The 25,880-nt window shown below is 58.8% G+C and carries 24 protein-coding genes; 9 read left to right on the top strand and 15 right to left on the bottom strand.

Features of this window, described 5'->3' with window-relative positions:
• Position 1: 1 nt before the first annotated feature.
• Both SIB38_RS17160 and SIB38_RS17155 read right to left on the bottom strand, forming a co-directional pair.
• Positions 2–1,459 (bottom strand): sensor histidine kinase, encoded by a 1,458-nt coding sequence (locus SIB38_RS17160; RefSeq protein ID WP_412550677.1) that lies wholly within the window; start codon positions 1,457–1,459, stop codon positions 2–4.
• 119 nt (positions 1,460–1,578) lie between these two features.
• The gene (locus tag SIB38_RS17155) at positions 1,579–1,959 is read right to left on the bottom strand and encodes a hypothetical protein (protein WP_294118400.1); all 381 of its coding nucleotides are present in this window, start codon (positions 1,957–1,959) and stop codon (positions 1,579–1,581) included.
• Positions 1,960–2,512: 553 nt separating this feature from the next.
• On the opposite strand from SIB38_RS17155, the gene SIB38_RS17150 reads away from it, so the two are divergent.
• The gene (locus tag SIB38_RS17150; RefSeq protein WP_294118401.1) at positions 2,513–3,100 is read left to right on the top strand and encodes an acyl-homoserine-lactone synthase; all 588 of its coding nucleotides are present in this window, start codon (positions 2,513–2,515) and stop codon (positions 3,098–3,100) included.
• Between the two features lie 15 nt (positions 3,101–3,115).
• Here SIB38_RS17150 and SIB38_RS17145 read toward each other — a convergent pair whose 3' ends face one another.
• Together SIB38_RS17145 and SIB38_RS17140 are read right to left on the bottom strand one after the other, a co-directional pair.
• The gene (locus SIB38_RS17145) at positions 3,116–4,189 is read right to left on the bottom strand and encodes a response regulator (RefSeq protein WP_412550676.1); all 1,074 of its coding nucleotides are present in this window, start codon (positions 4,187–4,189) and stop codon (positions 3,116–3,118) included.
• A gap of 284 nt (positions 4,190–4,473) precedes the next feature.
• Entirely contained in the window at positions 4,474–5,337 is an 864-nt protein-coding gene (locus tag SIB38_RS17140; protein ID WP_412550675.1) for a MurR/RpiR family transcriptional regulator, read from the bottom strand.
• 146 nt (positions 5,338–5,483) lie between these two features.
• On the opposite strand from SIB38_RS17140, the gene SIB38_RS17135 reads away from it, so the two are divergent.
• The 7 genes from SIB38_RS17135 to SIB38_RS17105 all read left to right on the top strand — a co-directional run bounded on the left by SIB38_RS17135 (position 5,484) and on the right by SIB38_RS17105 (position 13,424).
• Positions 5,484–6,239 (top strand): N-formylglutamate amidohydrolase, encoded by a 756-nt coding sequence (locus SIB38_RS17135; protein ID WP_294118404.1) that lies wholly within the window; start codon positions 5,484–5,486, stop codon positions 6,237–6,239.
• Entirely contained in the window at positions 6,239–6,835 is a 597-nt protein-coding gene (locus SIB38_RS17130) for a TRAP transporter small permease subunit (protein WP_294118405.1), read from the top strand. The genes SIB38_RS17135 and SIB38_RS17130 overlap by 1 nt, the downstream gene beginning before the upstream one ends.
• Positions 6,835–8,157, top strand: coding sequence for a TRAP transporter large permease (locus SIB38_RS17125; protein WP_294118406.1), 1,323 nt, complete (start codon positions 6,835–6,837; stop codon positions 8,155–8,157). The genes SIB38_RS17130 and SIB38_RS17125 overlap by 1 nt, the downstream gene beginning before the upstream one ends.
• A gap of 53 nt (positions 8,158–8,210) precedes the next feature.
• On the top strand, positions 8,211–9,245 hold the full coding sequence (locus tag SIB38_RS17120) for a TRAP transporter substrate-binding protein (protein ID WP_294118407.1): 1,035 nt from the start codon (positions 8,211–8,213) through the stop codon (positions 9,243–9,245).
• Between the two features lie 101 nt (positions 9,246–9,346).
• Complete coding sequence (locus SIB38_RS17115; RefSeq protein WP_294118408.1) at positions 9,347–10,711, top strand: glutamine synthetase family protein; 1,365 nt, start codon at positions 9,347–9,349, stop codon at positions 10,709–10,711.
• A 91-nt stretch (positions 10,712–10,802) separates the two neighbouring features.
• Complete coding sequence (locus tag SIB38_RS17110; protein WP_294118409.1) at positions 10,803–12,185, top strand: aldehyde dehydrogenase family protein; 1,383 nt, start codon at positions 10,803–10,805, stop codon at positions 12,183–12,185.
• A gap of 93 nt (positions 12,186–12,278) precedes the next feature.
• A complete protein-coding gene (locus SIB38_RS17105) occupies positions 12,279–13,424 on the top strand; it encodes an iron-containing alcohol dehydrogenase (protein ID WP_294118410.1) in 1,146 nt (381 codons plus the stop codon).
• Here the strand turns inward: SIB38_RS17105 and cobF are convergent.
• Genes cobF through cbiE form a run of 6 tightly spaced genes read right to left on the bottom strand, consistent with a single transcriptional unit; the run spans position 13,421 to position 18,561 of the window.
• Positions 13,421–14,176: a precorrin-6A synthase (deacetylating) gene (cobF, locus tag SIB38_RS17100; RefSeq protein ID WP_294118411.1), complete on the bottom strand. Its 756-nt coding sequence runs from the start codon at positions 14,174–14,176 to the stop codon at positions 13,421–13,423. The genes SIB38_RS17105 and cobF overlap by 4 nt on opposite strands.
• The gene (gene cobA, locus SIB38_RS17095; RefSeq protein ID WP_294118412.1) at positions 14,173–14,895 is read right to left on the bottom strand and encodes a uroporphyrinogen-III C-methyltransferase; all 723 of its coding nucleotides are present in this window, start codon (positions 14,893–14,895) and stop codon (positions 14,173–14,175) included. The genes cobF and cobA overlap by 4 nt, the downstream gene beginning before the upstream one ends.
• On the bottom strand, positions 14,892–16,202 hold the full coding sequence (locus tag SIB38_RS17090) for a cobyrinate a,c-diamide synthase (RefSeq protein WP_294118413.1): 1,311 nt from the start codon (positions 16,200–16,202) through the stop codon (positions 14,892–14,894). The genes cobA and SIB38_RS17090 overlap by 4 nt, the downstream gene beginning before the upstream one ends.
• 15 nt (positions 16,203–16,217) lie before the next feature.
• Positions 16,218–17,012 (bottom strand): precorrin-4 C(11)-methyltransferase, encoded by a 795-nt coding sequence (cobM, locus tag SIB38_RS17085; RefSeq protein ID WP_294118414.1) that lies wholly within the window; start codon positions 17,010–17,012, stop codon positions 16,218–16,220.
• Positions 17,009–17,368 carry a cobalamin biosynthesis protein gene (locus SIB38_RS17080; protein WP_412550674.1) on the bottom strand — a complete coding sequence of 120 codons (360 nt, stop codon included), beginning with the start codon at positions 17,366–17,368 and terminating at the stop codon, positions 17,009–17,011. The genes cobM and SIB38_RS17080 overlap by 4 nt, the downstream gene beginning before the upstream one ends.
• The gene (cbiE, locus tag SIB38_RS17075; RefSeq protein ID WP_294118417.1) at positions 17,365–18,561 is read right to left on the bottom strand and encodes a precorrin-6y C5,15-methyltransferase (decarboxylating) subunit CbiE; all 1,197 of its coding nucleotides are present in this window, start codon (positions 18,559–18,561) and stop codon (positions 17,365–17,367) included. Before cbiE ends, SIB38_RS17080 begins: the two co-directional genes overlap by 4 nt.
• Here cbiE and SIB38_RS17070 point away from each other — a divergent pair.
• On the top strand, positions 18,560–19,297 hold the full coding sequence (locus tag SIB38_RS17070) for a cobalt-precorrin-6A reductase (protein ID WP_294118419.1): 738 nt from the start codon (positions 18,560–18,562) through the stop codon (positions 19,295–19,297). The two genes, cbiE and SIB38_RS17070, sit on opposite strands and share 2 nt — an antisense overlap.
• Before the next feature lie 57 nt (positions 19,298–19,354).
• On the opposite strand, the gene cobJ is transcribed toward SIB38_RS17070, so the two are convergent.
• From cobJ to cobN, 5 genes are read right to left on the bottom strand one after another with little or no spacing between them, the layout of a single operon-like run.
• Positions 19,355–20,107 (bottom strand): precorrin-3B C(17)-methyltransferase, encoded by a 753-nt coding sequence (cobJ, locus tag SIB38_RS17065; RefSeq protein ID WP_412550673.1) that lies wholly within the window; start codon positions 20,105–20,107, stop codon positions 19,355–19,357.
• Positions 20,104–20,835: a precorrin-2 C(20)-methyltransferase gene (gene cobI / locus SIB38_RS17060; RefSeq protein WP_294118423.1), complete on the bottom strand. Its 732-nt coding sequence runs from the start codon at positions 20,833–20,835 to the stop codon at positions 20,104–20,106. The genes cobJ and cobI overlap by 4 nt, the downstream gene beginning before the upstream one ends.
• Positions 20,832–21,461 carry a precorrin-8X methylmutase gene (locus SIB38_RS17055; RefSeq protein ID WP_294118425.1) on the bottom strand — a complete coding sequence of 210 codons (630 nt, stop codon included), beginning with the start codon at positions 21,459–21,461 and terminating at the stop codon, positions 20,832–20,834. Before SIB38_RS17055 ends, cobI begins: the two co-directional genes overlap by 4 nt.
• The gene (gene cobG, locus SIB38_RS17050) at positions 21,461–22,594 is read right to left on the bottom strand and encodes a precorrin-3B synthase (RefSeq protein WP_412550672.1); all 1,134 of its coding nucleotides are present in this window, start codon (positions 22,592–22,594) and stop codon (positions 21,461–21,463) included. The genes SIB38_RS17055 and cobG overlap by 1 nt, the downstream gene beginning before the upstream one ends.
• A complete protein-coding gene (gene cobN / locus SIB38_RS17045) occupies positions 22,591–25,875 on the bottom strand; it encodes a cobaltochelatase subunit CobN (RefSeq protein ID WP_412550671.1) in 3,285 nt (1,094 codons plus the stop codon). The genes cobG and cobN overlap by 4 nt, the downstream gene beginning before the upstream one ends.
• Positions 25,876–25,880 lie beyond the last annotated feature (5 nt).

Raw genomic sequence — 25,880 nt, 5'->3', positions numbered from 1 at the left:
CTTACATTTGCGGCAGTTCGATGCTGATGTTGTCTTCGGTGTCACAGAGCGGGAACACCGCGAAGAAGCGGGCGCCTTCGCCCAAAGTGCTGTCAAAGTCGATGGAGGCACCGTGGTCCTCGATGATCTGGCGTGCGATAGAGAGGCCAAGGCCAGAACCGTCAAAATTGCGGCAGTCGGAGTTGTCGACCTGGGTGAATTTGCCAAAGATCTGGTTGCGCTCACCTTCGGGGATACCAACGCCGTAATCGCGAACTTCGAGCATGGCACAGCCATCCACGAGGCGGGCGCTGAGTTCGACGTAGCCGCCTTCATGGGAGAATTTCACCGCGTTGGACAGCAGGTTGTCGAGCACCTGCATCATGCGTTCGTGATCAGCGCGGATGGTCAAAGGGAAGGGCGGGGGCGCGGTACGTACCACAATTTCATATTGATCCGCATAAGGCGTGATGGATTGAGCAGCGTCGTTGAGCAATTCGCCAAGATCCACTGGCGCAAAGTGGTAGACCATCTTGCGCGCTTCCATTTTCTGAATGTCGAGCAGGTCGTTTATCAGTTTGCTCAGGCGTTTGCTGTTTTTATGGGCAATGTCGAGCATCCGGTCTGCTTTTTCCGGATCCTTGGACAGGTTGGTTTCCCGCATCAGAGTGAGCGAGCCGGTGATGGAGGTCAGCGGGGTGCGCAGTTCATGGCTAACAACTGAGACAAACTGAGATTTGATCTCATAGCTTTCGCGGGCCTTGTCACGCTCCGAGCGCAATTCGTCCATCTGGTCCAGAGTGCGCTGATACATGCGCAGGAAGATGGTGGAGCATTCCAACACGAAATAGAGCACAAACAGCGAGGTGGCGAAGTGCAGCCAGAGCTTGGACGTGAAGTGCGCGCCTTGCGTGAGGATGTCGGAGGCCGGAATAAAGATGAACAATGCGCCATAGATGATCAGGCGTAGGGCGAGAACTTGTTTAAGTTGATGATTGTTCACTGCCGCAAAGAGGCCGGCAGCAAATAGGAAAAACAGCGAGGTGAAATGCTCGCCTGGTCCTTCCAATCGGGCCAGTAATAGCGTGAAAGTTGCAATTGAAACGGCGGATATGGCGTTTGAGGCAAAGAGCAGCTTCAATAGCTTGTGGCTGTGGCGCAACGAGTGGTCGGTGCGATGGATCACCTTGTGGCAAACAATGCTGTCAAAAATGTCGCCAATCTGAATCAGCAGGTAGCACATCGCGGCCAGTGGCCAGGAAAAGTAGAAGCCGCAGAGAAAGCCTGCCCCGGCATAGATGCCCTGACGCTGCCAGAACAGCGCGACGCCGCCACTGGCAAAGTCGTGCATTTGTTTCTTGAGACGGCGGGAGTGCTCGACCGGCGGTTTGCGGCGAGGGAACATCCCCCGAAGACGACGGGCGATACGACGCAGTATCGGCGTGTCTAACCGGGAGCGGTTCGAGTGTTCAATGTGCATTCTGCGACATCCGGTAGTGATCGGTTGGTCGCCAAGTGGCAGCTTGGCGCGGTTGCCATCAAAAAAGCAGCAGAATGTGGCTCAAAGATGGTCCGCGTTCGGCCAGAAAAGGGATTTTCTTAGCTAGGACGGGCGTTTGTGTCAGGCTGAAACACGCGGCCATCATGCTCTAGCTTGCCAACCGCTTCGGTACGGACAAAGTCGAGCAGCTCGAACGTCGTGTCGATGTGGCCACGATTGTGCGGCACGTAGCCGGACTGATCAAAGGTGCCGGTTGCCTCGATCACATCACCCGGCGCGACGGTGTCGCGAAAGCGTGCAATCAGGTCTTGGTCGGTTACTGTGAAGCAGACGCGTTTGGGGTAGCGAAAACCCGGTGCTTCGGCCTCGGTTGCAGCGGTGGCGGAAATGTCAACCAACAGCTTTGGTTCCGGATCGGACAAAAGCAAGGTATGGGCGATTTCACCTTTAACGTGAAAGTTGAGGAAGTATGGCTGCATCTCTTTCCCTGTGATCCTCTTAACGTGGCGCGTGACTGTTCTCTGCAGCTTTGGCGGCACAAGGTGGCATTTTGGTGTTTGAGGCTGGGAATTTTCACGAAGCCATTCGTTAACGACTCCCGCCGTTAATAAAGGTTTCGCCTTAATTGGTTGATAGAGAGTAAATTTTTTGCATAACATTCATATAAAAATATGAAAACTGTGTTCTAGGAGCAGAAACAATCGACAAAATTTGAAAGTTGAACATTTTGTGTAGTGTTTGGCTAAAAATTGTGTCTCAATCGATTTGAAGGTGAATTTGGACCCAAGAGCTGTTGCGCGGCTAGGTTGTGTCGGGGAGAGGCGCTGGGGGTCCGAGTAAGGGTTTTCCGGTTGATGTGTGAACGGTTTGTGGGAGCCTGCTGAAGGGGCAGGTGGCCGTGATCTCCTGTGTGTTTTGTGTGTGGTGACGAGTGTTTTGTTGTGTATCCGGCGCGCGCCAGAATGGCCGTGTCACTGTGTGAGTGAGTTCATTTGGTACCTGGGGCAATGAGTATCCGGAGAAATTGGGGAAATGCTGACGACTACCCTGTCATTCGAGAACATGCACAAGCATGGCGAATTGATGGTCAATCTGCTGAGGGCGCGAAAGCAGTCCTTTATTGTGCAGAACAACTGGGACCTGCCCGAGGTGGCAGGCATGGAGTACGACCAATACGACACGCCAGCGTCAAGCTGGATTGCGGTACATGAAGGCGACCGTGTGCTGGCCGGGGTTCGGCTGACGCCGACAACCGCACGCTGCGGCATGTATTCATATATGATTCGAGATGCCCAGAAAGGAATGCTGGAGTCCATTCCAACCAACCTGCTTTATGACGAGGCGCCGATCGATCCGTACATTCTGGATGCAAGCCGTGTGTTTGTGGCCCGCGATGTGCCCGCGGAGGATCGCACCGAAGTGCAGACGCAGTTGATGGAAAAGCTGATCGAGACGGCAAGAGAGATGGGGGCCAAACAAGTGCTTGGTCTGGTGCCCGCGATTTGGCCGCGCTGGATACGCCGTTTGGGTTTGATTGCAGAGCCTGCTGGGCCGGTGATGTTGGTGGACGGTGCGCCGGTTCAGGTGGCCCGTATGAACCTATCCCATACGCACCACTGACAAACCTGGTCGCGGTTAGCCAAACGCCGTCGCGATTTTTGGAGACTGGCCGTCATCATTTAAGGCGTCGTGCAGCAAGGATTCGTAAGCGCGGCGCTCCATTTCCGTTTGAAAGCCACTTGCCGGATGCAGGCGCACGGTTTTGCGCAGGTCCGCTGCAGGCGTGCCCGAAAGGCGTTCCCTTACGCTTTCTGCGGCCTTTTGCAGTGCGTCCAACGCGCCGCCGCGGGTCAGGGTGCGCAGTTTGATGGCCTCGCCAAAACACACATCGTTTTGTAGCCCGTCGATTTGCGTCGATGGCACGTATTCCAGGCGGCTGTTGAGTTCTGCTTCCAGATGCGCGCTGGAGTATCTGGCGCTGCGGGGCAGGGTGCCGACGAACACACCGTCCCCCTTGTAGGTCACTTGGGCGTCATTGTTGGCCAGGACAGACAACAGCTCGCTGCCGATGTCTGTCAGGAGTTGGCGAAACGCCATTGCGGACAAGGAGGTATAGGCGCTTTCCACGGTGTTGATTTTCACAGCAAAAGCCTGTGTGCGCATGCGTTGGCGGCGCGGCATGTCCAGCACGTGTCGCTCAAACGCCATGCAGCCGACAAGCTGCGTCACGCCGGTGATTTCAATCGGTTCACTCAGGCTGTGGGCGGTGTTGAATATCAAGTCTTTCTTCAGGGCGGCCATCTCCGAGACACTGGCCGTGAGTTCCTGCTGCTCAGAAACTTGGCGCTCGGCGATGGTGATCCGTGTGAAGAGTTCCAGGAAGTCGAACGGTTTCGTGACGTAGTCCGTGGCGCCCGCTTCAAAAGCGGCATCGATGTATTTCTTTTGCGACATTGCCGTCAGCATCAGAATAGGTGTGCGCGTGTAGGCTTTGATTTTGCGGATCTTTTTGGCCAGCGTGATGCCGTCCATGATTGGCATTTGAACGTCCAGCAGAAAGCAGTCAAACGGCACTTTGGCTTTCGCAATAGCACGAATGGCCTCTGGTCCGGAGGTCACGGTGACAATGCTATGATTGGTTTTGGCAGCGACAGCCTCTGACAGCAGTTCGCAGATGTGTTCGTCGTCATCAACGGCCAAAATTTTCATAGTCCCAGCCCTTTCTGGCGCTGTGCCTGTGCTTTGTACCTTCCCAACTGTATCACTCACTACCGCCGACGTTCTCATCGGTTCTGTGGGAGTGAGTATGTTGGGGGAATGCGGTCAGAAAGGGGCGGGAATGGCGCCCTAGGGGGAAAAATTAAGAATTTGTTAACCCAGTTTTTTATGGGGGAAATGGATCAGGGTATTGGAAATGCGGCAGGATTTCGGCGCAGGTGCGTCGTAGTCAACTTAGGGGGGAGGAGTTTTTTTGTGCCTCGCGCAGGCTTCGGCTAAACAAACTTCCGGAAGATTTTTGTCTGGTCAAACATATCTTCCAGCGCGTGCATCCGGGTTTCCGTCTGATCCCAGCGGGCTTCTTGTACGGCGGCGATCAAGGTTTCTGACAGCAGCATCATCGACACGGTTGAGTCCCAGGCTGACGGGGCTTCGATGCGACATTTCAGGGACACATCGGCGTATTGGCTGATCGGGCTTTGCCATTGATCGGTGATCAGGGCGATTTTTGCGCCGCGCTCTTTGGCGATTTCGGCCAACCGCAAGGTGGAGTTCTCGTAGCGTCGGATGTCGTAGATCAGCAACACGTCGCCTTCGGCTATGTCGAGTAAGTCATGTGGCCAAGCGTTGGAGGTGGAGCGAATATGGCGTACGCGGGCGCGGATGACCTGCATGTGCAGATGCAGATACTCGCTCAACGCATGGGTGATGCGGCCGCCGGTGATATAGAGCGCCCGCTTTTCGTCCGCGAGCAGCGCGGTGAGCGCGTCAAATTGCGCAGGGTCAATGTTGGCCAGTGTCTGGCGAATGTTGCTCATGACCGCATCGGTAAAGCGGTTGAGGATATGCGCTTCCGGGGCGCTTTGGGCCCAGCTTTCATGTTTCGCGATGGGATTAGAGAAGCGGGCTTCCACTTCCTGGCGCAGCGCGTCCTGAAACTCTGGGAAGCCGGAGTAGCCGAGCTTTTGCACCATACGGGCCACAGTGGGCGTGGAGACCGACGCCTTCTCTGCGAGGCGCGTGATCGAGCCCATGCCCGACATCGGGTAGTTCTCCAAGATCACACCGGCGAGCTGGCGCTCGGCGCGGGTCAAACTGTCATAAATCTTGTTTATCGTTTCCTGAGCGGTGTCGGCCACGGGATGTCCACTTACTAACTGCTACAAATGTAAGCATAGTTTCAAAGCATCGGTCTGAGAAGAAAAATTTTCAGAATAATTATTGACAGGATGGGTGACTCTGAAGAAGTTTGTTCACAAATGCGAATTGGCACGACAGGACCAACATGACTCTAGACGATTCAGAGGCAGTGATGATCGAGGGCGCGGTGGCGCCCTGCGATATTCTGTTTGTGTGCGAACATGCCTCCTGCCATTTCCCCGACGCTTTTGGGGACCTTGGCCTTGATGAGGCGGTGCGCCGCAGCCATGTGGCCTGGGATCCCGGTGCGCTGACGCTGACCCGCGAGTTGGCCAAGCGGTTTTACTGTACGCTGGTTGCAGGGGGCGTGTCGCGGTTGCTGTATGACTGCAATCGCCCGCCCGAAGCCAAGGATGCGGTGCCAACCAAAAGCGAGATTTTTGAGATTCCCGGCAATTCGGATCTGTCCGATGCAGAGCGTCGGGCGCGGGTGACCCAGATCTACCAACCCTTCAAAGAGGCGGTGGAGCAGGTGATCGAGGTGGTGCATCCGAAAGCAATCGTCACGGTCCATAGCTTCACGCCGGTGTATCACGGCAAGCAGCGTGCGGTGGAGATTGGCATACTGCACGATCGAGACACGCGGTTGGCCGACAGCATGATGAACTCCATGGCGGACGGCCCGTTTGTCACGCTGCGCAATGACCCCTATGGGCCAGAGCATGGCGTCACACATTCGCTCAAGGCCTACGCGCTGCCCAACAAGCTGCCCAATGTGATGCTTGAGGTGCGCAATGACCTGTTGGCTGAGGACGCCAAGGCGGCGGAGATCACAGACGCGCTGGAGGCCGCCATTGCCCAAGGCATGGCAGAGTTGCGCGATGCGGGGGAGATCACCTGATGCCCAAGCTTATTCGCTATTACATCCACGGCGTGGACTGGTTTAACCGCAAGGTTGGCCGGTTTGTCATGTATGGCATCTTTGTCATGATGGCGATCCTTCTGTGGTCGTCGTTCTCCAAGACCTTCATGACACCGTCGATGTGGACGCTGGAAATGGCGCAATTTGCGATGGTGGCCTACTACATCCTTGGCGGGCCTTACGCGGTGCAAATGGGCTCCAACGTGCGGATGGACCTGTTCTATGGCGAATGGACGTTTCGCCAGCGAGCCATCGTCGACGCGATGACCGTGTTCTTCCTAGGGTTCTATCTGGTGATCCTGATCCACGGGGCGGTTGGCTCCAGCGCCTATTCACTGGGGCACTTTGGGGTTGAGCCATACACCTTCTACAAGGACCTGGTTGTGGCCTACATCACCGGTGGCAAAGAGGCTGCCAGTGAAATCATCGGATACATCGAGCGCAGCCCGACGGCCTGGCGCCCGGTTCTCTGGCCAATCAAGCTGATCATGCTTTTTGGCTTTATTCTTATGCTCTTGCAGGCGATTTCTGAGCTCATGAAAGACATCGCGCGCATTCGTGGGGTGGACTACTAATGTCTTACGAAATGATCGCCATTCTGATGTTCTCGACTATGATGCTGATGCTCATGACCGGGCAACGTGTCTTTGGCGCAATTGGCTTTGTTGGCGTGCTGGCAGCGGTGTTGCTGTGGGGCACTGGTGGTTCTGACATCGGCTTCTCCGCCGCGATGAAACTGATGAAATGGTATCCGCTGCTGACGCTGCCGATGTTCATTTTCATGGGCTACGTGCTCAGCGAGTCAAAGATTGCCGACGACCTCTACAAGATGTTCCATGTCTGGATGGGACCAGTGAGAGGCGGGCTCGCTATTGGTACTATTCTGTTGATGGTTCTGGTTTCCGCAATGAACGGTCTGAGTGTGGCAGGTATGGCGATTGGTGCCACCATTGCGCTGCCGGAACTGCTGAAGCGGGGCTATGACAAACGCATGGTCACTGGGGTTATTCAGGCTGGATCAAGCTTGGGTATTTTGGTGCCGCCCTCTGTGGTGCTGGTGCTCTATGCGATGATCGCGCGCCAGCCGGTTGGGCAGCTGTGGCTTGCAGGGGTGTTTCCGGGCCTGATGATGGCCGCGATGTTCATTCTCTATGTGGTGATCCGCTGCCGCATTCAGCCGGAGCTTGGACCCGCGCTGCCGGAAGCCGAGCGTAACATCAGCCGCGCGGAAAAGATGAAACTCCTGCGCGCCGGCCTGCTGCCAATTGTGATCTTCGCCACCATGATGATCCCCTTTGTGAACGGCTGGACCTCATTGGTGGAAAGCTCGGCAATTGGCGCGATCACTGCCTTTGTCGCGGCAGTCTTGAAGGGCCGCATGACCCGCGAGGTGTTTGAGAACTCCGTGCGCAGCACGCTGGGTATTTCCTGCATGTTCATGTGGATCATTCTGGCAGCGCTCGGGTTTGGCGCGGTGTTTGACGGGTTGGGTGCGGTGAAAGCCATCGACAACCTGTTCACCGAGCAGCTGGGGCTGGAGCCATGGATGATCCTGATCCTGATGCAGTTGAGCTTCATCATCATGGGCACCTTTCTGGATGACACCGCGATGCTGGTGATTGTGGCGCCGCTCTATGTGCCGCTGGTGAAGGTGCTGGGCTTTGATCTGATCTGGTATGGCGTGCTGTACACCATCACCACGCAGATCGCCTATATGACGCCGCCTTTCGGCTACAACCTGTTTCTCATGCGGGCCATGGCGCCCAAAGAAGTCACCCTACGCGACATTTATCGCAGCATCGTGCCCTTTGTGGCGGTGATGGTCCTGGCCTTGGCCTTGGTCATGATCTTCCCACAGATCGCGCTGTGGCTGCCGAACTATGTTTACGGAAAATAACAACAGAAAAGAGCGCCGCAAACGGGGCCGAAACGCAACAAGGAGAGTAAGAGATGACGACAAGACGTAAGTTTCTTCAGACCGCTGGTGTTGGGGCGATGGCCGCACCACTGGCGACCCCGGCGCTCGCACAGAGCACCATCAAATGGCGTATGCAGACCTATGCAGGTCCGTCGCTGGCCGCGCATGTGATTGATCCAGCGATCAACATGTTCAACAAGATCGCAGGCGACCGCATGCAGATCGAACTGTTCTACGCCGATCAGCTGGTCCCGACCGGTGAGCTGTTCCGTGCGATGCAGCGCGGCACTATCGATGCGGTTCAGTCGGACGATGACTCCATGGCGTCCCCAACCGAAGTGACCGTGTTTGGCGGCTACTTCCCGTTTGGCTCGCGCTACAGCCTCGACGTACCTGTGCTGTTCAACCAGTACGGCCTGAACGAGATTTGGGACGAAGAGTATTCCAAAGTGGGCGTGAAGCACATCAGCGCCGGCGCATGGGACCCATGCCACTTTGCCACCAAAGACCCAATCAACTCGCTCGACGACCTCAAAGGTAAGCGCGTCTTCACCTTCCCAACTGCAGGCCGCTTCCTGAGCCAGTTTGGCGTGGTGCCAGTGACCCTGCCATGGGAAGACATCGAAGTTGCGGTTCAGACCGGCGAGTTGGACGGTATCGCATGGTCCGGCATCACCGAGGACTACACGGTGGGTTGGGCCGACGTGACCAACTACTTCCTGACCAACAACATCTCCGGTGCTTGGGCGGGCAGCTTCTTTGCCAACCAGGGCCGTTGGAATGAGCTGCCAGAAGATCTGCAGACCCTGTTCCGTGTGTGCTGTGATCAGTCGCACTACTACCGTCAGTGGTGGTATTGGGGGGGCGAAGCCAACCTGCGCGTCAATGGCACCAAGATGCAGCTGACCACCATTCCGGATGACGAATGGGCACAGGTGGAAACCGCAGCCGTGAAGTTCTGGGACGAGATCGCAGCCGAAAGCCCAACCAAGGCGAAAGTTGTGGAAATCTTCAAGAAGTACAACGCGGACATGCAGGCGGCTGGCCGCCCATACCGTTACGGCTAAGGTCCCTTAGCGATGAAAACTGCGAAGCCCCGGTTGTTGTGCCGGGGCTTCGGTGACAAAACACGCCACGCGAAGGCCCGATACAAAGGAATGCGCATCAGATGTCTGGCAACCTGACTCTAGAAGAACTGGGCGCGCTGAGCGCCAGCGGCGAGATCGACACTGTTCTGGCCTGTATTGTGGACATGCAGGGCCGCCTGATGGGCAAGCGTTTTGTGGCGCAGCATTTTGTCGACAGCGCCTGGGAAGAGACCCATTGCTGCAACTACCTGCTGGCGACCGATCTGGAGATGCACACAGTGGAAGGCTACGCCTCCACCAGTTGGTCGGCGGGCTATGGCGACTACATCATGAAGCCGGACCTCAGCACACTTCGCAAAGCGGCCTGGCTGGAAGGCACTGCGCTGGTGATTTGCGACGTGATGGACCATCACGGCCATCACGACATCGAACACTCCCCGCGTGGTATGCTGAAGAAGCAGGTGGCGCGGCTGGCGGAAATGGGCTTTGAAGCCGTGTCCGCAACCGAGCTGGAGTTCTTTATCTTTGAGCAGAGCTTTGAAGAGCTGAGCAAATCCGGCTACCGCGATCTGACCCCGATCAGCGCCTACAACGAAGACTACCACATCCTGCAGACGACCAAGGAAGAAGGCGTGATGCGCACCCTGCGCAACGGTCTTTATGCGTCTGGTATTCCAATTGAAGGCTCCAAAGGCGAGGCCGAGACCGGGCAGGAAGAGCTCAACATCCGCTACGGCAGCGCGATGGACGCGGCGGAAAACCACACCGTTGCAAAGCACGCCGCCAAGGAAATCGGCTGGCAGCAGGGCCACGCGGTGTCGTTCTTGCCAAAGTGGCGTCACGACAAAGTTGGCAGCGCCAGCCACGTGCACCAGTCGCTCTGGACCAAAGACGGGGTGCCTGCATTCTACGACGCTGATGCGGATCTCGGCATGTCCGAGCTGGCGCGCCACTATCTGGGCGGCTTGCTGAAGTATGCCGATGACATCACCGTGTTCCTCGCGCCCTATGTGAACAGCTACAAACGCTTCCAGAAGGGCAGCTTTGCACCCACAGCGAAGGTCTGGTCGGTGGACAACCGCACGGCGGCTTTCCGTCTCTGCGGGGACAGCACCAAAGCCGTGCGCGTTGAATGTCGTGTGCCAGGCGCGGATATGAACCCTTATCTTGCGATTGCCGCGCTGTTGGCCGCAGGCATCAAGGGCATTGAGGAAAAATGTGATCCGGGCGCGCCGTTGAGCGGGGATGCCTATGAGAACAGCAATGCGCAGATCCCGACTACGTTGAAAGACGCAACCGAGGCCCTACGTGGGTCCAAGATGCTGCGTGAGGCTATGGGCGATGCGGTGGTCGACCACTATGTGCGCATGGCGGAATGGGAGCAGGAAGCCTTTGAGGCGGTTGTGACCGATTGGGAAATTGCCCGCGGGTTTGAGCGGGCCTAAGACCGGCGCGAGGGGGCGACCCTTCGCTTTTCCGGCGGACTAGTGAACTAAGAAAAGCGGGGCAGGTGCCCCCTCTGGATGGAGTGTTGCCATGAGCGGCATGTTGACGTGTATTTCTCCGATCGACGGATCGGTCTTTGCAGAACGCCCTGTGTTGAGCGCGGATGAGGCCTTTGCTGCCGCGAAACGCGCAAAGGAGGCACAGAAAGCTTGGGCGGCGCGTCCGTTGCAGGAGCGCGTGGATCTGGTGAGGGCCGGTGTCGCGGCTGTTGGCGCAATAAACGATGAAATCGTTCCTGAGATTGCCAAGATGATGGGCCGTCCGGTGCGTTATGGCGGCGAGTTTGGCGGCTTTAACGAGCGCGCGAGCCATATGGCATCCATCGCGGCGGAGAGCCTTGCGGATATTCAAGTTGGCGAGGACTCCACCTTCAAACGTTACATCAAGCGCCTTCCGCATGGGGTGGTCTTTGTTGTCTCGCCTTGGAACTACCCTTACATGACCGCCATTAACACTGTTGCGCCTGCGCTGATTGCGGGCAACACGGTGATGCTGAAACACGCGACGCAAACGCTGGTCGTTGGCGAGCGCATGGCGCAGGCGTTCCACTCCGCCGGTGTTCCGGAAGACGTGTTCCAGAATGTGTTCCTGAGCCATGACGTGACCAACGAGCTGATCGCGGGCAATGCGTTTGACTTTGTGAACTTCACCGGCTCTGTGGGTGGCGGTCAGGCGATGGAGCGCGCGGCCGCGGGCACTTTCACCGGCGTTGGCACCGAGCTGGGTGGCAAAGATCCGGGCTATGTCATGGAAGACGCAGACGTGGATGCGGCGGTGGATACGCTGATCGACGGCGCGATGTTCAACTCGGGCCAGTGTTGCTGTGGTATTGAGCGTATTTACGTGCATGAGAGCCTGTATGACGATTTTGTCGCCAAGGCGGTTGAGATTGTGCAAGGCTACAAGCTGGGCAATCCGCTGGAGGAAGACACCACCATTGGCCCAATGGCGAACGTGCGTTTTGCCAATGAGGTTCGAGCGCAGATTTCTGAGGCCTTGGAAGCCGGTGCCACCGCGCATATCGAGACTTTCGCCGAAGATGACGGCGGGGCCTATCTGACGCCACAAATTCTGACCGACGTGACGCATGAGATGCGCGTGATGCGCGATGAGAGCTTTGGTCCGGTTGTTGGCATCATGAAGGTGTCCTCCGATGAGGAAGCCATCGCGCTGATGAATGACAGCGAGTTTGGCCTGACCGCGTCGCTGTGGACCAAAGACGTGGAGCGCGCCGAGCGCGTGGGCAACGAGATCGAGACCGGCACCGTGTTTATGAACCGCGCCGACTACCTTGATCCGGGTCTGTGCTGGACCGGCTGCAAAAACACTGGCCGTGGCGGTGGGTTGTCGGTGATCGGCTACCAGAACCTGACACGACCAAAGAGCTATCACCTGAAAAAGGTGACTGTGTAAATATGGGGATCCGTTCTCTGTCAGTGCTATGAGAACGGATAAACCGGGTGCCGGAGACAGAATGTCCCGGCATCCACATTTTGAGGAAGAACAATGACACTCACTGGAAACTGGTCTTATCCGACCGCGATCCGTTTTGGGGCTGGCCGCATTGGGGAATTGGCAGAAGCCTGTGCCCAGGCTGGCATGAAAAAACCGCTGCTGGTGACCGACAAAGGTCTGGCAAACCTGCCAATCACCGTGGCTACGCTGGACCTGTTGGAAGCTGCTGGTCTTGGCCGTGGGCTGTTTGCCGAAGTTGACCCAAACCCAAATGAGCTGAACCTGACAGCCGGTGTGGAAGCCTATAAGGCGGGTGGCCACGATGGCGTGATTGCCTTTGGTGGCGGCTCTGGTCTTGATCTAGGTAAAATGGTGGCCTTTATGGCGGGCCAAACCCGTCCGATCTGGGACTTTGAAGACATCGGCGATTGGTGGGCCCGTGCGGACGCCCACGCGATTGCGCCGATTGTGGCGGTGCCAACCACCGCGGGTACCGGCTCCGAAGTGGGCCGCGCCAGCGTGATCACCAACAGCGTCACCCATGAGAAGAAGATCATCTTCCACCCGAAGGTGCTGCCATCTGTGGTGATTTGTGATCCGGAACTAACTGTGGGCATGCCACAGTTCATCACTGCTGGCACCGGTCTGGACGCCTTTGCACACTGTGTCGAAGCCTACTCCAGCCCGCACTACCATCCAATGAGCCAGGGCATTGCGCTGGAAGGCATGAAGCTGGTGGTGGAGAACCTGCCGCGTGCTTATGCTGACGGACGTGACATTGAAGCCCGTGCGGAGATGATGAGCGCCGCGATGATGGGGGCGACCGCTTTCCAAAAGGGCTTGGGCGCGATCCACGCGATGAGCCACCCGGTTGGCGCGATGTTCAACACCCACCACGGCACCACCAATGCGGTTTGCATGCCCGCGGTTCTGGAGTTGAACGCGTCGGTGATTGCGGAGCGGTTTGACCGTGCGGCGGGCTATCTCGGCATCGAAGGCGGCTTTGATGGTTTCTGCGCCTTTGTGCAGGGCTTCAACGACAGCATGGGCATCCCACGCAAGCTCTCTGAGTTGGGCGTGACCACGGATGCGATCCCTGAGCTGGTAAAAGGCGCGTTGATTGACCCGTCTTGCGGCGGCAACCCGGTTGAGTTGACCGAAGCCAACTTGACTGCGCTGTTTGAAGCGACAATCTAAGTCGATTTGCGCAGTAGGTAGATATCCATAATCCACCCGTTAGAGGCCCGTGCATCCGCGCGGGCCTCAACGATTTGGGCAGAGACCTCAGACAAAGGGCCTTCGATTAGGACCTGTTGATCCATGCCGACATAGCCCCCCCACCAGATGTGGATGCCACTTGGGTCGAGGTTTTGGAACGAGCATTCGCCGTCCAGCATCACCGCCACAGTGGGCGTATCGACTGGCCAGCCTTCATCCCGCAGTTTGCGGCCTGTGGTGATTTGCACCGCACCACCGAGGGTGTTGAGCGGGATGGCGTGGGCCGCTGTCAGCATTTGTAAGGACGTGATGCCGGGGATAACTTGCACGTTAAGGTCGATACCGCGTGCGATCAGGCGGTCTGCAATGCGCAGGGTGCTGTCGTAAAGCGACGGGTCGCCCCAGACCATCAGCGCGACACTGCCGTTGTCTGGCACGTGGCTGGCAATCAGGTCCTGCCAGATGGCGGCCAGCGCGTCGTGCCATGTGTTCACGCCGTCGAGGTATTTCGGCGTGTTGGCATCGCGCACCGGATAGTCAAATTCAACAATCTTTGGCGACGTGCTGAGCAGCTCGCTGGCAATCATCCGACGCAGGTCGGCAAGTTCGGTTTTCTCATCCCCTTTGCGCGGCAACAGGATCACGTCGGCGCCTTCCAGCATCTTGATCGCTTGAAGCGTCAAGTGATCGGGGTTGCCGGAGCCAATGCCGACCAAAGATAGGTTGATCATGCGCTTACCGCCAACTCGCCAAAGAGGATGATGCCAGGGGCCTTGGTGATCTCCTTGCTGAGCTGGTCTGCCAAGGCCTCCATGGTGGTGCGGGTCAGAGTTTGATCCGGGTGGGAAACGTTTTCAGCCAAGAGAGCAGGGCAGTCGCGGCGCAGGCCGGACGCGAAAAGCTTCTCGGCCAGTTCCGGAAAAGTGCGCTTGGGCATAAACAAAACAGTGGTCGCACCAGGATCGGTCAGCGATTGCAGGTGTAGATCGCCGGGCAAGGCGCCTGCCACGTCATGGCCGGTCACAAATTGCACACGCCGCGCCACAAGGCGGCGGGTGAGCGGAATACCTGCGGCAGCTGCGGCCGCACTTGCCGAGGTCACGCCGGGGATGATCTCAAAGTCGATGCCATGTTCTTTGAGTGCGGTGATCTCTTCTTCAAGGCGGCCAAAAATGCCGCAGTCACCCGACTTCAAACGCACCACATGGGCGCCTGTTTTGGCATAGTCCACGAGAAGTTGGCTAACATGATGCTGTTTCGGACTTGGCCGTCCCGCGCGTTTGCCAACCCCCACCAGATCGGCGTCCTTGTTGGCGTGCTCCAGGATGGGACCGGAGGACAGGTCGTCAAACAGAACCGCTTCGGCCTTGCCAAGGCGGTTCACGGCTTTGAGGGTCAAAAGCTCGGGATCGCCTGGACCGGAGCTGACGAAGCTGACAAATCCGCTCATGAGGTGGCCTCTGCGATCAGGTGGAAGAAGGTGCCAGTGACATGGCCTTTGATGGAGCCGGTTTCCGGGACAGGGTTGCCATCCGCGTCGCCCACTTGGGCCAGAGGTTCGTCCGGTTCTTCCAAAATGGTGGTGTAATGAAACTCGTGCCCACGAAGACGCGCGCCGGTGTCAAAACCCAGCATCGGGGCATTGAGGGTGGCCTGGCGGTAGCCGAGGTGAAATTTGCGTTTCTCGTAAGAAGTCACAAGGCCGAGTAGCCCAGCCATTTCATGGCGGATGCCGTCTTTATCGATCAAAGCAGTTCCGAGCGCCATATAGCCGCCGCACTCTCCGTGCACCGGTTTGGTTTTGGCATGTTTGCGCAGGCCGGTGAGATAGGTTTGGTTGGCGGCGAGTTTGCTGGCGTGCAGCTCCGGGTAGCCGCCGGGCAGCCAGACCAGATCGGCGCTTGGATCAGGCGCTTCATCCGCAAGGGGCGAGAACGGCAGAATTTCCGCACCGGCGTTGCTCCAGCCGGTTAAAAGGTGGGGGTAGGTGAAGCTAAAGGCGGCATCGCGCGCCAAAGCAATGCGCTGCGCAGGTGGTTTGGGCAGGGTTCCGGTTTTGGTGTCGCCTGAGCGCGCAGCGGATTTAATCGCTTCGAGATCGACGTGTTCACGCAAGAAAGCCGCATAGCCGGTGATGGCCTCTTCCAAATCTGGATGCTCCACCGCCTGGATCAGCCCGAGATGGCGTTCTGGCAGGGTTAGGTCGCCACGACGCGGCAACACGCCAAGTACGTTCACGCCAGCTTTGTCCATACCCAGTCGCGCAAGGCGCTCGTGGCGCGGTGAGGCGCAGCGGTTGAGGATCACGCCAGCAAACGGAAGATCGGGATTGTAGGTTTTGAACCCCAAAGCTGTGGCCGCAGCAGATTGCGCTTGGCCGCCCACGTCGATCACCAAGACCACCGGCCAGCCCATCATCAGGGCGGTCTCCGCCGAACTTCCAAAGCCGTTTTCGCCGCGCGTGGCAACGCCGTCAAACAGGCCCATACTGCCTTCGGCGACCACAATGTCGGCACCTTGGGCTTGCTCAGAGATTCCACCAGCCAGCGCAGGCGGCATGGCCCAAGTGTCGAGGTTGAAGGCCGGGCGGCGCGCGGCAGCATGGTGAAACGCCGGGTCGATGTAATCCGGGCCTGATTTGAACGGTTGCACTTTCAGTCCGTCTTCGGCCAATGCACGTAGGAGGCCCAACATAACCGTGGTTTTGCCGGTGCCGGAGGAAGGGGCGGAGATCAGAATACCGGGAGGCATGGTCATGTCAGTTATCTTTCTTTAGTCGTCGCCGTGTTGCCAGCTGGACCACGGGCTGTCAGCGGTCTGCGGGCGATAGCGGCGGTCATATTCGGTGGCGTAGAGGCAGCTTTCGTCAAAGCCTTCACCTGCGAGTGCGGGGCCTACGAGGATCAGCGCGGTGCGGGTTATGTTCTCGGTCACATCGTCTTTCAGGCTGGCGAGCGTCGTGCGGATGACTTGCTGGTCCGGCCAACTGGCGCGGTATACCACGGCGACAGGGCAGGTGGTCCCATAGGCTGGTGTGAGGTCTGCAATCACCTTATCGAGATTGCCAATCGATAGGTGAATTGCCAATGTCGCGCCGGTGGCGGCGAAGTTGGTGAGTGTCTCGCCTTTTGGCATGGACGACGCGCGGCCCGGTGTTCGGGTCAAAACCACGGATTGGGCGAGGCCGGGCAGGGTTAGCTCGGATTGCAGGGCGGCAGCTGCGGCGGCAAAACTGGGCACGCCGGGAGTCACGGATACCGGGATGCCTTCGGCCTTCAGGCGGCGGATTTGCTCTCCCATGGCGGACCAGACGGACAAGTCGCCGGAATGCAGGCGGGCCACGTCTTGACCAGCCTCATGGGCCACTTTGCACTCGGCCACGATGGCGTCGAGGTCCAGCGGTGCCGTGTTGATCACGCGGGCGTTGTCGGGGCAATGTGACAAGATGGCGTCGGGTACTAAGGAGCCCGCATAGAGGCAAACCGGGCAGGATGCGATCAGGTCGCGGCCCCGCAAAGTGAGCAGATCTGCGGCACCAGGGCCTGCGCCAATGAAGTGAACAGTCATAGGGGCTCTCCTTGCGCGATGGCGCAGGTGGCAAGGCGGTCGGCGGAAACGACGCGCGATGTGGTCAGGCAGGCGTTGTTAAGGGCTGCAAGCGCACAGGCTTCAGCCACCGAGCCGGTACCGCTTTGTTCATGCACCTTGGCGGATTGGGTTGGCGTTTCAACAGCTTGCATTGCGCCCGCTTCAATTTCCAAAACTGGTAAGTTGTGTGCTTGAGCAAAGGATTGCAGCGTTTTGCTTTTCGCTTTGTCCGCAGGCGTAGCGATGGCGTCGACCTTGGCCGCCGTCAATGCGAGTGCATCGCTCAGGCTGTGCTCCGTAGCGGAGGCCCGGAATCCAAAACCAGCGACGATCATTTCTGCACACTCCACTGCACGATGGGATAACTGGATTTCCAGCCCCGCTTGCGGCCCAAAGGCTTAGATTGCGCCAGTTCGATGCGCAAGAGGTCGCCGCCTTTGTCGGCCTGCCAATTTGCCAAAAGCACCTCGGCTTCGAGCGTGACGGCATTGGCCACAAGGCGCGCGCCCATTGGCAGGGCTGCCCATACGGTTTGCAACATCTCTTCGGAGATGCCGCCGCCGATGAACACGGCATCCGGCGCGGGCAAACCTTCCAAGGCGTCGGGAGCGGCGCCAGTGACGACGGAGAGACGGTCCGCGCCAAGGTTCGCGGCGTTTTTTGCAATGCGGTCCGCACGCGTTGGCTCAATTTCAACGGAGGTCGCCTGTGTGCTCGAATGCGCGAGCAGCCATTCAATCGCAATGGAGCCGGAGCCGCCGCCGATGTCCCAAAGGTGTTCGCCTGGGAGAGGGGCCAGAGCGGAGAGGGTCAGCGCACGCACGGGGCGTTTGGTGATTTGGCCATCGTTGTCAAAGAATGCGTCATCCTTGCCACCCACCGAGGTGAGGGCAGGGCCGCCGGACGCATCTATGGCGACGCAGACCGGATGTTGGATGTTCTCTAAATCAAATGCATCAGCGCGCGTTTCACGGATGCGCTGACGCGGTCCACCAAGGGCTTCGAGCACATGTAACGTGCTTGCGCCAAAGCCAATCTCTGTGAGCCATGCGGCCAAGGTTGGCACAGCCTCGCCATCGCGCAGCGTCACAATCGCGCGGGTGCTGTTGGCCAGATGCGGGCGCAGGCGCGTGAAGGGTGCGGCGTGTAAGCCAAGTGTGATGGCGCTTTCCAGCGGCCAGCCGAGGGCGGCGGCAGCGAGCGACATGGTGGACGGGGCGGGCAGGGTCTGCCACTCACCACGGTCCAAGTGTTTGGTCAGTGACGTGCCCGCGCCGTGCCAGAAGGGATCGCCAGAGGCCAAGGCTACAGTTTTGCGCCCTCGCTGTTCGAGCAGAAATGGGATGCCGTCAGCAAATGGCACCGGCCAGGTGATGATCTCTGCCGATAGGTCTGGCAACAGCGATAAATGCCGTTCAGCCCCCATAACCACCTCGGCCTCCTCAAGCGCTTTGCGGCTTGCGGGCGACAGGCCTTCTGGGCCATCTTCGCCCAACCCGACAATAGTCAACCACGGATTTTCAGACATGGCGCCCAAACTCCTTCTTCTCGGTGGGACAACCGAGGCCAACCTCTTGGCACGCGCCTTGGCGGAGCGCGACGTGGACGCTGTGTTTTCTTACGCCGGACGCGTGGCCAGCCCCAAGGCGCAGCCGTTGCCCACGCGGGTGGGCGGCTTTGGCGGTGTGGCAGGATTGGTCCAGTATTTGCAGGAGCATAACATCACCCATGTGGTGGACGCCACGCATCCCTTTGCCGCGCAGATGAGCTGGAATGCGTTTGAAGCTTGTCATCATCAGGCTGGCACGGAATTGATGGCGCTGACGCGACCTGCCTGGCAAGCGCGGGTCGGAGATCGATGGACGCATGTGTCCGACATTGACGGCGCTGTTGCGGCGTTGGCCGGCGATCCCAAACGGGTTCTTTTGGCGCTGGGCAAGTTGAATGTACCCGCCTTTGCGGCGCAGCCGCAGCATCAGTACGTTTTGCGCTTGGTGGATCAGCCGGAAGCGCCACCGGCGCTGCCCAGTCACACGGTTGTTGTCGCGCGCGGGCCGTTTGATGTGGCGGGCGACCGCGCGTTGATGCAGGAGCAAGGCATTGAGCTGGTGGTCTGCAAAAACGCGGGCGGTGTCGGCGCAGAAGCCAAACTGACTGCGGCCCGCGAACTCGGCATCCCAGTGATCATGATTGATCGACCAAACTTGCCGCCGCGATCCGAGGTCGCGACTGTGGATGCCGTGCTGGAGTGGGTCACAAGTTGACGGGCGCAATCCTGAGAGGATGCGCTTTGTCGCCGTTTGACTGGCGCCCCAAGTCACCTAGCCCTCCACCGAGCGCGGGGTGTAGACCATGGGTGCGCCATCACGCTCAATAATCCGGGTTTGGCTGGACCCCAAAAGCACAACCGTGCGCATGTCGGCCATGTCTGGCGTGGTCTCTTGCAAGGGCACAATGTTGATCGTTTGGTCCGGGCGGGAGACGTTCCGGGCAAAGATCATCGGACGATTGTCGCCGCAGCTTTCCTTGAGCGTTTTGAGCGCTTTTTCAAAGCCTTCCGGGCGAGACTTCGAGCGTGGATTGTAAAACGCCATGGCAAAATCAGCTTCGGCCGCCAGATGCAAGCGCTTCTCGATCAGCTCCCATGGTTTGAGGTTGTCGCTGAGGTTGATGGCGCAGAAATCATGGCCTAGTGGCGCACCGCAAGCCGCAGATGCCGCGAGCATGGCAGTGATGCCTGGCAACACGCGAATGTCGAGATCGCGCCACGCAGGCTCGCCGTGCTCAACCGCCTCAAACACTGCCGCCGCCATGGCAAACACGCCGGGATCGCCGGAACTGACCACCACCACACGTTTGCCCTCGGAGGCCATTTCCAACGCATGGCGGGAGCGGTCAATTTCCACGCGGTTGTCAGACGGGTGCAGGGTCAGGTTCGGGTTTTGCGCCACCCGTTCCACGTAGGGAATATACCCAACCGCATCGGTGGCCTCGGCCAAAGCGGCCTGCACCTGTGGGGTCACGAGCGCGTCGTCGCCGGGGCCGATGCCGACAATCTGAACCCAGCCACTCATGGCCGCCGTCCTTGTCCGTGCACCACAATGATGGAGAAATAGGGCGTGCCGTGATCCGTTGTTTCCGACAGTTTTTTGACGCTCTGTTTTTGCATGGTGGCAAACTGCACCAACCAGGCTTCTTCATAGCGGTTTGAGGCTTTCAAGGCACGGATGACCTTGTCGTAGTTGGTGCCAATTTTCATCACCACCATTGCGTCCGTGTCAGCCATGTGACGGGTGAGTTTTTCTTCGTCCAACGTGCCCATCAGCACGGTCAGCACGTCGTCGCCCCATGTAATTGGGGCTTCGGTGGCAGTCCAGGCGCCGGACATGCCGGTGATCGCGGGCACAACCTGGGTTGGCACCACGTCGCGCACGCGAGCGTAGATGTGCATGAAGGAGCCGTAGAAGAACGGATCGCCTTCGCAGAGCACCACCACGTCTTCGCCGGTTTGCGCCAGCGCGATCAGGTGTTGGGTGACGTCTTCATAGAAGGCAGACAATGCCTCGTTGTAGCGCGGGTCATGCACCGAGATTTCCGTGGTGACTGGGTACTCCATTGGAAACTCAATTGCCGTTTCTGGCAACATGCCATCGACAATCGCGCGTGCTTGTCCTTTGCGACCTGCTTTGCGGAAAAAGGCCACGTGTTTCGCGTTGGTAATAAGCCGATGCGAGCGCACGCTCATCAGGTCGGGATCGCCGGGGCCAAGCCCAACGCCGTAAATTGTGCCGGTTTGGGTCATTCTTTGCGGCTCGCGATGGCGTTGATAGCAGCTACGGTCATGGCGGAGCCGCCAAGACGGCCATCCACGATCATGCAGGGCACGGGTTGATCGTTCCAAAGCGCGTCTTTGCTCTCCATCGCGCCGACAAAGCCCACCGGGCAGCCGATGATGGCAGCAGGGCGCGGGCAGTCCGGGTCTTCGAGCATGTTCAGAAGGTGGAAGAGGGCGGTCGGTGCGTTGCCAATGGCCACGATGGCGCCACCCAATTTGTCGCGCCAATGTTCCAGCGCCGCAGCGGAGCGGGTGTTGCCGATTTTTGCCGCCAGCTCATAGATGCCTTCGGCGTGCAGGGTGCAGATCACCTCGTTGTCGGTAGGCAAGCGTGGGCGGGTCACACCCTCGCTGACCATGCGCGCGTCACAGAAGATCGGCGCGCCGTCTTCCATGGCTTTGCGCGCAGCGGCGACCATACCGGGGGTGAATTTCACATGCTTTTCCAAACCAACCATGCCGGCCGCGTGGATCATACGCACCACAACCTGTTCTTCGTCTTTGTCAAACCCGGCCAGATCGGCCTCGCGCCGGATGGTGGCGAAGCTTTCGTCATAGATCGCCTGACCGTTTTTTTCGTATTCGTAAGGCACTAAAGCTCTCCTCGGGCTTCAAGTAAGGTGCTCGGCGTGAGGCCGGTTTTCACAGGCGCATCCCATGGGCGGCCGTTTTTCACAAGATCAAATGCGCCGTCATTGCCGACCAATGTTGTCGCACAGGGGCGCGGCAGGGCGCAGCCTTTGGCACAGCCGGAGACGTGCAGGGGCGTTGGCAAATGGTTCGCCAGTTGGCGGGCCAGTTGGCGAGTCTCTACGGTTGCGGAATTGCACAACGGGGCGCCAGGGCAGGCGTCCACATGCAGCAGCGGATCATGCGTGTCGGTGATAAAGGCGTCAGTTTCAACAATGTCTGCTCCCTCCAGCAGGAACAACCGCCATGGGGTGACACGCATCGCCTCTGCTTTGGTTGCGGTTATCAGGTTGGCCAGTTGCGCCGCTTCGATCTGACCAAACGCCACGCCAAACAAGGCGCCAATTTCTGTGTCACCGGGCACTGGCGGTTTTTGCAATGCGGCGGGGGGCACGGCTTGCCAGTCCGCAGGCAAAGGCGTCAGAGCCACATGTGCGGCCATACGGCGGCGGGTCGGCCCATCCGTGTCAACAAACCACCGCGCCATCTCCAACAGGGCGTCGACGGCGGCGTCCACAGTCACAACGCGACCACGAGAGGCGCCATCGGCGCGTAGGATAAGGCCGCCATTGGTGTCGCGTTCAAAGCGGAAGTCTGCTGATTTGTCAGAGAGTTGCGGGCCGCCTTGAATGTCGATGGCGTAACCCATTTTGGGCGGCAGGTCTGGGAGTTCACCAAGGCGCGCGACCAATTCGGACGCCACGCGATGTGTGTCATCGTCTTCGCGCCACATCGGCGGGATAAGGATATTGCGACGGCTTTCGAGGGCAGGATCGTCTGGCAGCAGGTCGAGTTTGTGTAGCTCTGCCAGAACTGCCTCGTGATCTTCTTCTTTGACGCCGCGAATTTGCAAATTGGCGCGGCTCGTCAAGTCGATCAGGCCAGAGCCAAATCGGTCTGCTGTTTCGCACAAGCCCAGAATCTGTTCCTGCGTCAAACGGGCCATAACTGGGCGCACGCGCACCACCAGACCATCGCCGGACATCATCGGTTTATAGGCGCCGGGGCACCAGCCTTTGGCGTCCGGACGGCTCATGAAGCTTGCTCCAGATTGGCAAGAATGGAGTTGCGGCGGGTGATCCACAGGCCAGCGTCATGAAGCGCAGCAAAACGATCGCGCATGGCGGCCAGCGCTTGTGGGTTTTCACGCTCAAGGAAGGCGACAATATCGTCGTTTCCCAAAGTGGCATCATGGTAGGCGTCAAATAGCTGGGGTGGCACGGCGCCAGCCAGATTGGCAAAAGCGCCCATATGATCCAGCGTTGCAGCAATCTCCGCACCGCCACGGAAGCCGTGGCGCATCATCCCGGCAAGCCAATCCGGGTTGGTCGCGCGGGCATGTACTACGCGAGCGATTTCCTCGGTCAAGCTGCGCGCACGCGGTTTTTCAGGATTGGTGTTGTCGACATGATACAGGTTTGCGTTGCCACCCGTTATGGCTTGCGCCGCGGCAAACCCTGCCTCGTGCGCAGCATAATCTGAGGCCACAAGCACATCGGTTTCCGGAAGGTCTTGCAAATGTACAAAACTGTCCGCCGCGCCAACCCGGTCGCGAATGCCATCAAGGTCTTTGGTACCTTCGCCGGTGTCGAGCGCGTAGGAAGAAGCGTTGAGCCAAGCCTCGCCAGCGGATTTTCGGCCTTCGTCGGAGTAGTTTTCGATCTCGTGTCCCATGCCAAGCCCGTAGCTGCCCGGCGCAGGGCCGTAGACACGCGGAGCGGTGATGCGGCCCGCAAATGGGTTCCAGTCTGCGGCCTCGTCGCGCTCTGCAAGCGCTTTCACGGCTTGGCCAAAAAGCGTTGAGAGCGTTGAGAAGACGTCGCGGAACAGGCCCGAGACCCTCAAGGTGACGTCGATGCGTGGTCGGTCCAGCAACGCGATGGGCAAGATTTCCACACCAGATACACGCTCACTGCCCTCGTCCCAAACAGGTTTCGCGCCCAGAAGATGCAGCGCCATGGCAAATTCTTCGCCTGCTGTGCGCATGGTGGCGGAGCCCCAGAGGTCCACGATCAGGTTTTTGGGGTAGTCGCCTTCTTCTTGCAAATGGCGGCGCACCAGCTCTTCTGCAAGTTTCACACCCTGTGCGTAAGCAGACCGCGACGGAACCGAGCGCGGGTCCGTGGTATAGAGGTTGCGCCCCGTAGGCAGCACATCATGCCGGCCTCGGTAAGGTGAGCCGGACGGACCTGCTTCAATGCGTTTGCCTTCGAGCGCTTTGATCAGCGCGTCACGCTCGGCATTCGCGGAGGGGGCGGCATCAAAGCTTCCCTCGGTTAGTGGCGCGCGACCATAAATATGCAAGCCGTCGCCAAATTGGCTTTCTTTGATGTCGCAGACAAACGTGTCGATGCGCGTGATGGCTTCGGCCAGAGATGTCGCGTCGTCCAGACCCAACTCCGCTTGCAAACCAAGCGCTTCGGCCTCGTCGCGAATGTCGGTTTGCAGCCGGTCTCGGCGTTTGGGGTCCAACCCGTCGGCATTGGAGAACTCATCAAGGATGGTTTCCAAACGGGCAAATCGCTCTGGCGTCGCGGATTGTTTGAGCGGCGGTGGCACGTGCCCAAGCGTCAGCGCGTTGATCCGGCGTTTGGCTTGGGCGGCCTCACCGGGGTCGTTCACGATAAACGGGTAGATCACAGGCAGATCGCCAATCAGCGCTTCGGGCCAACACTCTGCGGACAGCGCCACGGATTTGCCCGGCAGCCACTCCAGAGTGCCGTGGGCGCCAACATGGATCAGCGCGTCAGAATTGAGCGCATGGCGGAGCCAGAGGTAGAAGGCGACATAGCTGTGGCGCGGCACGCGGGAGAGGTCATGGTACTCATCTTCGCGTTGCTGATCGCTGCCACGTTCGGGCTGCAAGGCCACAAGCACGTTGCCGCGTTTGGTGGCTTTGAAGTGGAATGCACCGTCGGCAAATGTTAGGTCGTTTTCAGGAGCGCCCCAAACTTCGGTCAGGTCGTCGCGCAGTGCTTCGGGGAGCGTTGCCAACGTGGCGTGGTAGTCCGCTAGAGACCAGGACAGAGTTTCCGTCAGTAACGCGTCTTCGAGTTTGCCCGCATGTGCGGTTTGAAATCCAGCGTTCTGCAAGTCGCCAAGAACAGCTTCCACACTGGCGAGAGGATCTAGTCCAACTGCATGCGCCATGTTCCAGTCTTTGCCCGGATAGGTGCTCAGAACGCAGGCGATCTGTTTGTCCGTATTGGCTTTCTGCGCAAGCGACACCCAGCCTTCAACTTTGTCGGCCACGGACGCAATGCGTTCTGGCAAGGCGCGATGGGCAAAGCGGGAGTACTCCAGCGCTTGGTCTTTCTTGCCCGGTTCCTTGAATGAACTCACGCCTGCAAACAGACGCCCGTCCACTTCTGGCAGCACGACATGCATGGCGAGGTCCGCTGGCGCCAAGCCGCGCTCGGATCCGGACCAGGCTTTTTTGCGTGAGGTGGCGAGCGCGACCTGGAACACTGGCGCATCGGTGGCATCCAAAGGGGAGGTGCCATTGTCACCTTTGCCGGAGAAGGACGTGGCGTTCACTATGGCGTCGGGGGAGAGCTGTTGGAGCGTGTCCGCCATCCATGCTGCAGACGCTGGCACTTTCAGCGATGGCGCAAAAAGACCAATCACGTCAAAGCCACGGCCACGGAACTCCTCAAACAGCGCTTCAATAGGGGCGGTATCTGCAGAGCTTACATAGGCGCGGTAAAACGTCAGCGCGATCAGTGGTTTGTCGGTACTGCGGCCCGCCAACGGGTCACACAGGCCAGTTTCAGGAGTCCAGCCGCCGTGATCTGGCAGGGCTTTGGAGCCCATCACTGGTTTGGCATAGAGCCCCGCAGCCAGAGCCAGTTGTGCCAATGCAGCCTGTGCCGCAATCGCGCCGCCCGTGTCACACAGGTGTGTCAGGCGATGGAGCGTCGAGGCGGGCAGGGTGGAGACTTCGTCCAACCGCTCATCAGGCCGACCGTCGGCTGGCAACACCGCCAGCGCGATGCCTTTTTCCAGCGCCAAGGCCTGCACCTGTTGGATGCCATATTGCCAGTAGGAAATGCCCCCGATCAGGCGGATCAAGATGGCCTTGGCGCCCACCAATGTCTGTTCGATGTAGGTGTCTACCGACAGCGGATGTTTGAGCGCCGTCAGATTGGCCAACCGCAGCGTGGGCAAGTCTCCGTTGCTGCGGTGCCAGCCTGCCGCGAAAGCTCCAAGGTCACTGTCAGAGAAGGACAGCACCACAAGATCGGCCGGGGTTTGACCCAGATCCATTGGAGTGTCGGCCTCATCCAGACCATGGCTTTCGCGAAAGACAACGTGCATGGGGT

This window comes from Shimia sp. MIT910701 (assembly GCF_047126315.1).
Lineage (GTDB): Bacteria > Pseudomonadota > Alphaproteobacteria > Rhodobacterales > Rhodobacteraceae > Shimia.
This window is presented reverse-complemented; position numbering and strand designations above follow the sequence as displayed.

Excerpts from the sequence above, each read along its gene's own strand:
- SIB38_RS17145 (WP_412550676.1), bottom strand. The coding sequence starts at position 4,189 with ATGAAAATTTTGGCCGTTGATGACGACGAACACATCTGCGAACTGCTG.
- SIB38_RS17135 (WP_294118404.1), top strand. The coding sequence starts at position 5,484 with ATGACTCTAGACGATTCAGAGGCAGTGATGATCGAGGGCGCGGTGGCG.
- cobG (WP_412550672.1), bottom strand. The coding sequence starts at position 22,594 with ATGAGCCGTCCGGACGCCAAAGGCTGGTGCCCCGGCGCCTATAAACCG.
- cobJ (WP_412550673.1), bottom strand. The coding sequence starts at position 20,107 with ATGAGTGGCTGGGTTCAGATTGTCGGCATCGGCCCCGGCGACGACGCG.
- SIB38_RS17150 (WP_294118401.1), top strand. The coding sequence starts at position 2,513 with ATGCTGACGACTACCCTGTCATTCGAGAACATGCACAAGCATGGCGAA.
- SIB38_RS17110 (WP_294118409.1), top strand. The coding sequence starts at position 10,803 with ATGAGCGGCATGTTGACGTGTATTTCTCCGATCGACGGATCGGTCTTT.
- SIB38_RS17070 (WP_294118419.1), top strand. The coding sequence starts at position 18,560 with ATGGCGCCCAAACTCCTTCTTCTCGGTGGGACAACCGAGGCCAACCTC.
- SIB38_RS17160 (WP_412550677.1), bottom strand. The coding sequence starts at position 1,459 with ATGCACATTGAACACTCGAACCGCTCCCGGTTAGACACGCCGATACTG.
- cbiE (WP_294118417.1), bottom strand. The coding sequence starts at position 18,561 with ATGTCTGAAAATCCGTGGTTGACTATTGTCGGGTTGGGCGAAGATGGC.
- cobN (WP_412550671.1), bottom strand. The coding sequence starts at position 25,875 with ATGCACGTTGTCTTTCGCGAAAGCCATGGTCTGGATGAGGCCGACACT.
- cobF (WP_294118411.1), bottom strand. The coding sequence starts at position 14,176 with ATGATCAACCTATCTTTGGTCGGCATTGGCTCCGGCAACCCCGATCAC.
- SIB38_RS17120 (WP_294118407.1), top strand. The coding sequence starts at position 8,211 with ATGACGACAAGACGTAAGTTTCTTCAGACCGCTGGTGTTGGGGCGATG.
- SIB38_RS17155 (WP_294118400.1), bottom strand. The coding sequence starts at position 1,959 with ATGCAGCCATACTTCCTCAACTTTCACGTTAAAGGTGAAATCGCCCAT.
- SIB38_RS17090 (WP_294118413.1), bottom strand. The coding sequence starts at position 16,202 with ATGACCATGCCTCCCGGTATTCTGATCTCCGCCCCTTCCTCCGGCACC.
- SIB38_RS17125 (WP_294118406.1), top strand. The coding sequence starts at position 6,835 with ATGTCTTACGAAATGATCGCCATTCTGATGTTCTCGACTATGATGCTG.
- cobI (WP_294118423.1), bottom strand. The coding sequence starts at position 20,835 with ATGACCCAAACCGGCACAATTTACGGCGTTGGGCTTGGCCCCGGCGAT.
- SIB38_RS17080 (WP_412550674.1), bottom strand. The coding sequence starts at position 17,368 with ATGATCGTCGCTGGTTTTGGATTCCGGGCCTCCGCTACGGAGCACAGC.
- SIB38_RS17130 (WP_294118405.1), top strand. The coding sequence starts at position 6,239 with ATGCCCAAGCTTATTCGCTATTACATCCACGGCGTGGACTGGTTTAAC.
- cobA (WP_294118412.1), bottom strand. The coding sequence starts at position 14,895 with ATGAGCGGATTTGTCAGCTTCGTCAGCTCCGGTCCAGGCGATCCCGAG.
- SIB38_RS17105 (WP_294118410.1), top strand. The coding sequence starts at position 12,279 with ATGACACTCACTGGAAACTGGTCTTATCCGACCGCGATCCGTTTTGGG.
- SIB38_RS17115 (WP_294118408.1), top strand. The coding sequence starts at position 9,347 with ATGTCTGGCAACCTGACTCTAGAAGAACTGGGCGCGCTGAGCGCCAGC.
- cobM (WP_294118414.1), bottom strand. The coding sequence starts at position 17,012 with ATGACTGTTCACTTCATTGGCGCAGGCCCTGGTGCCGCAGATCTGCTC.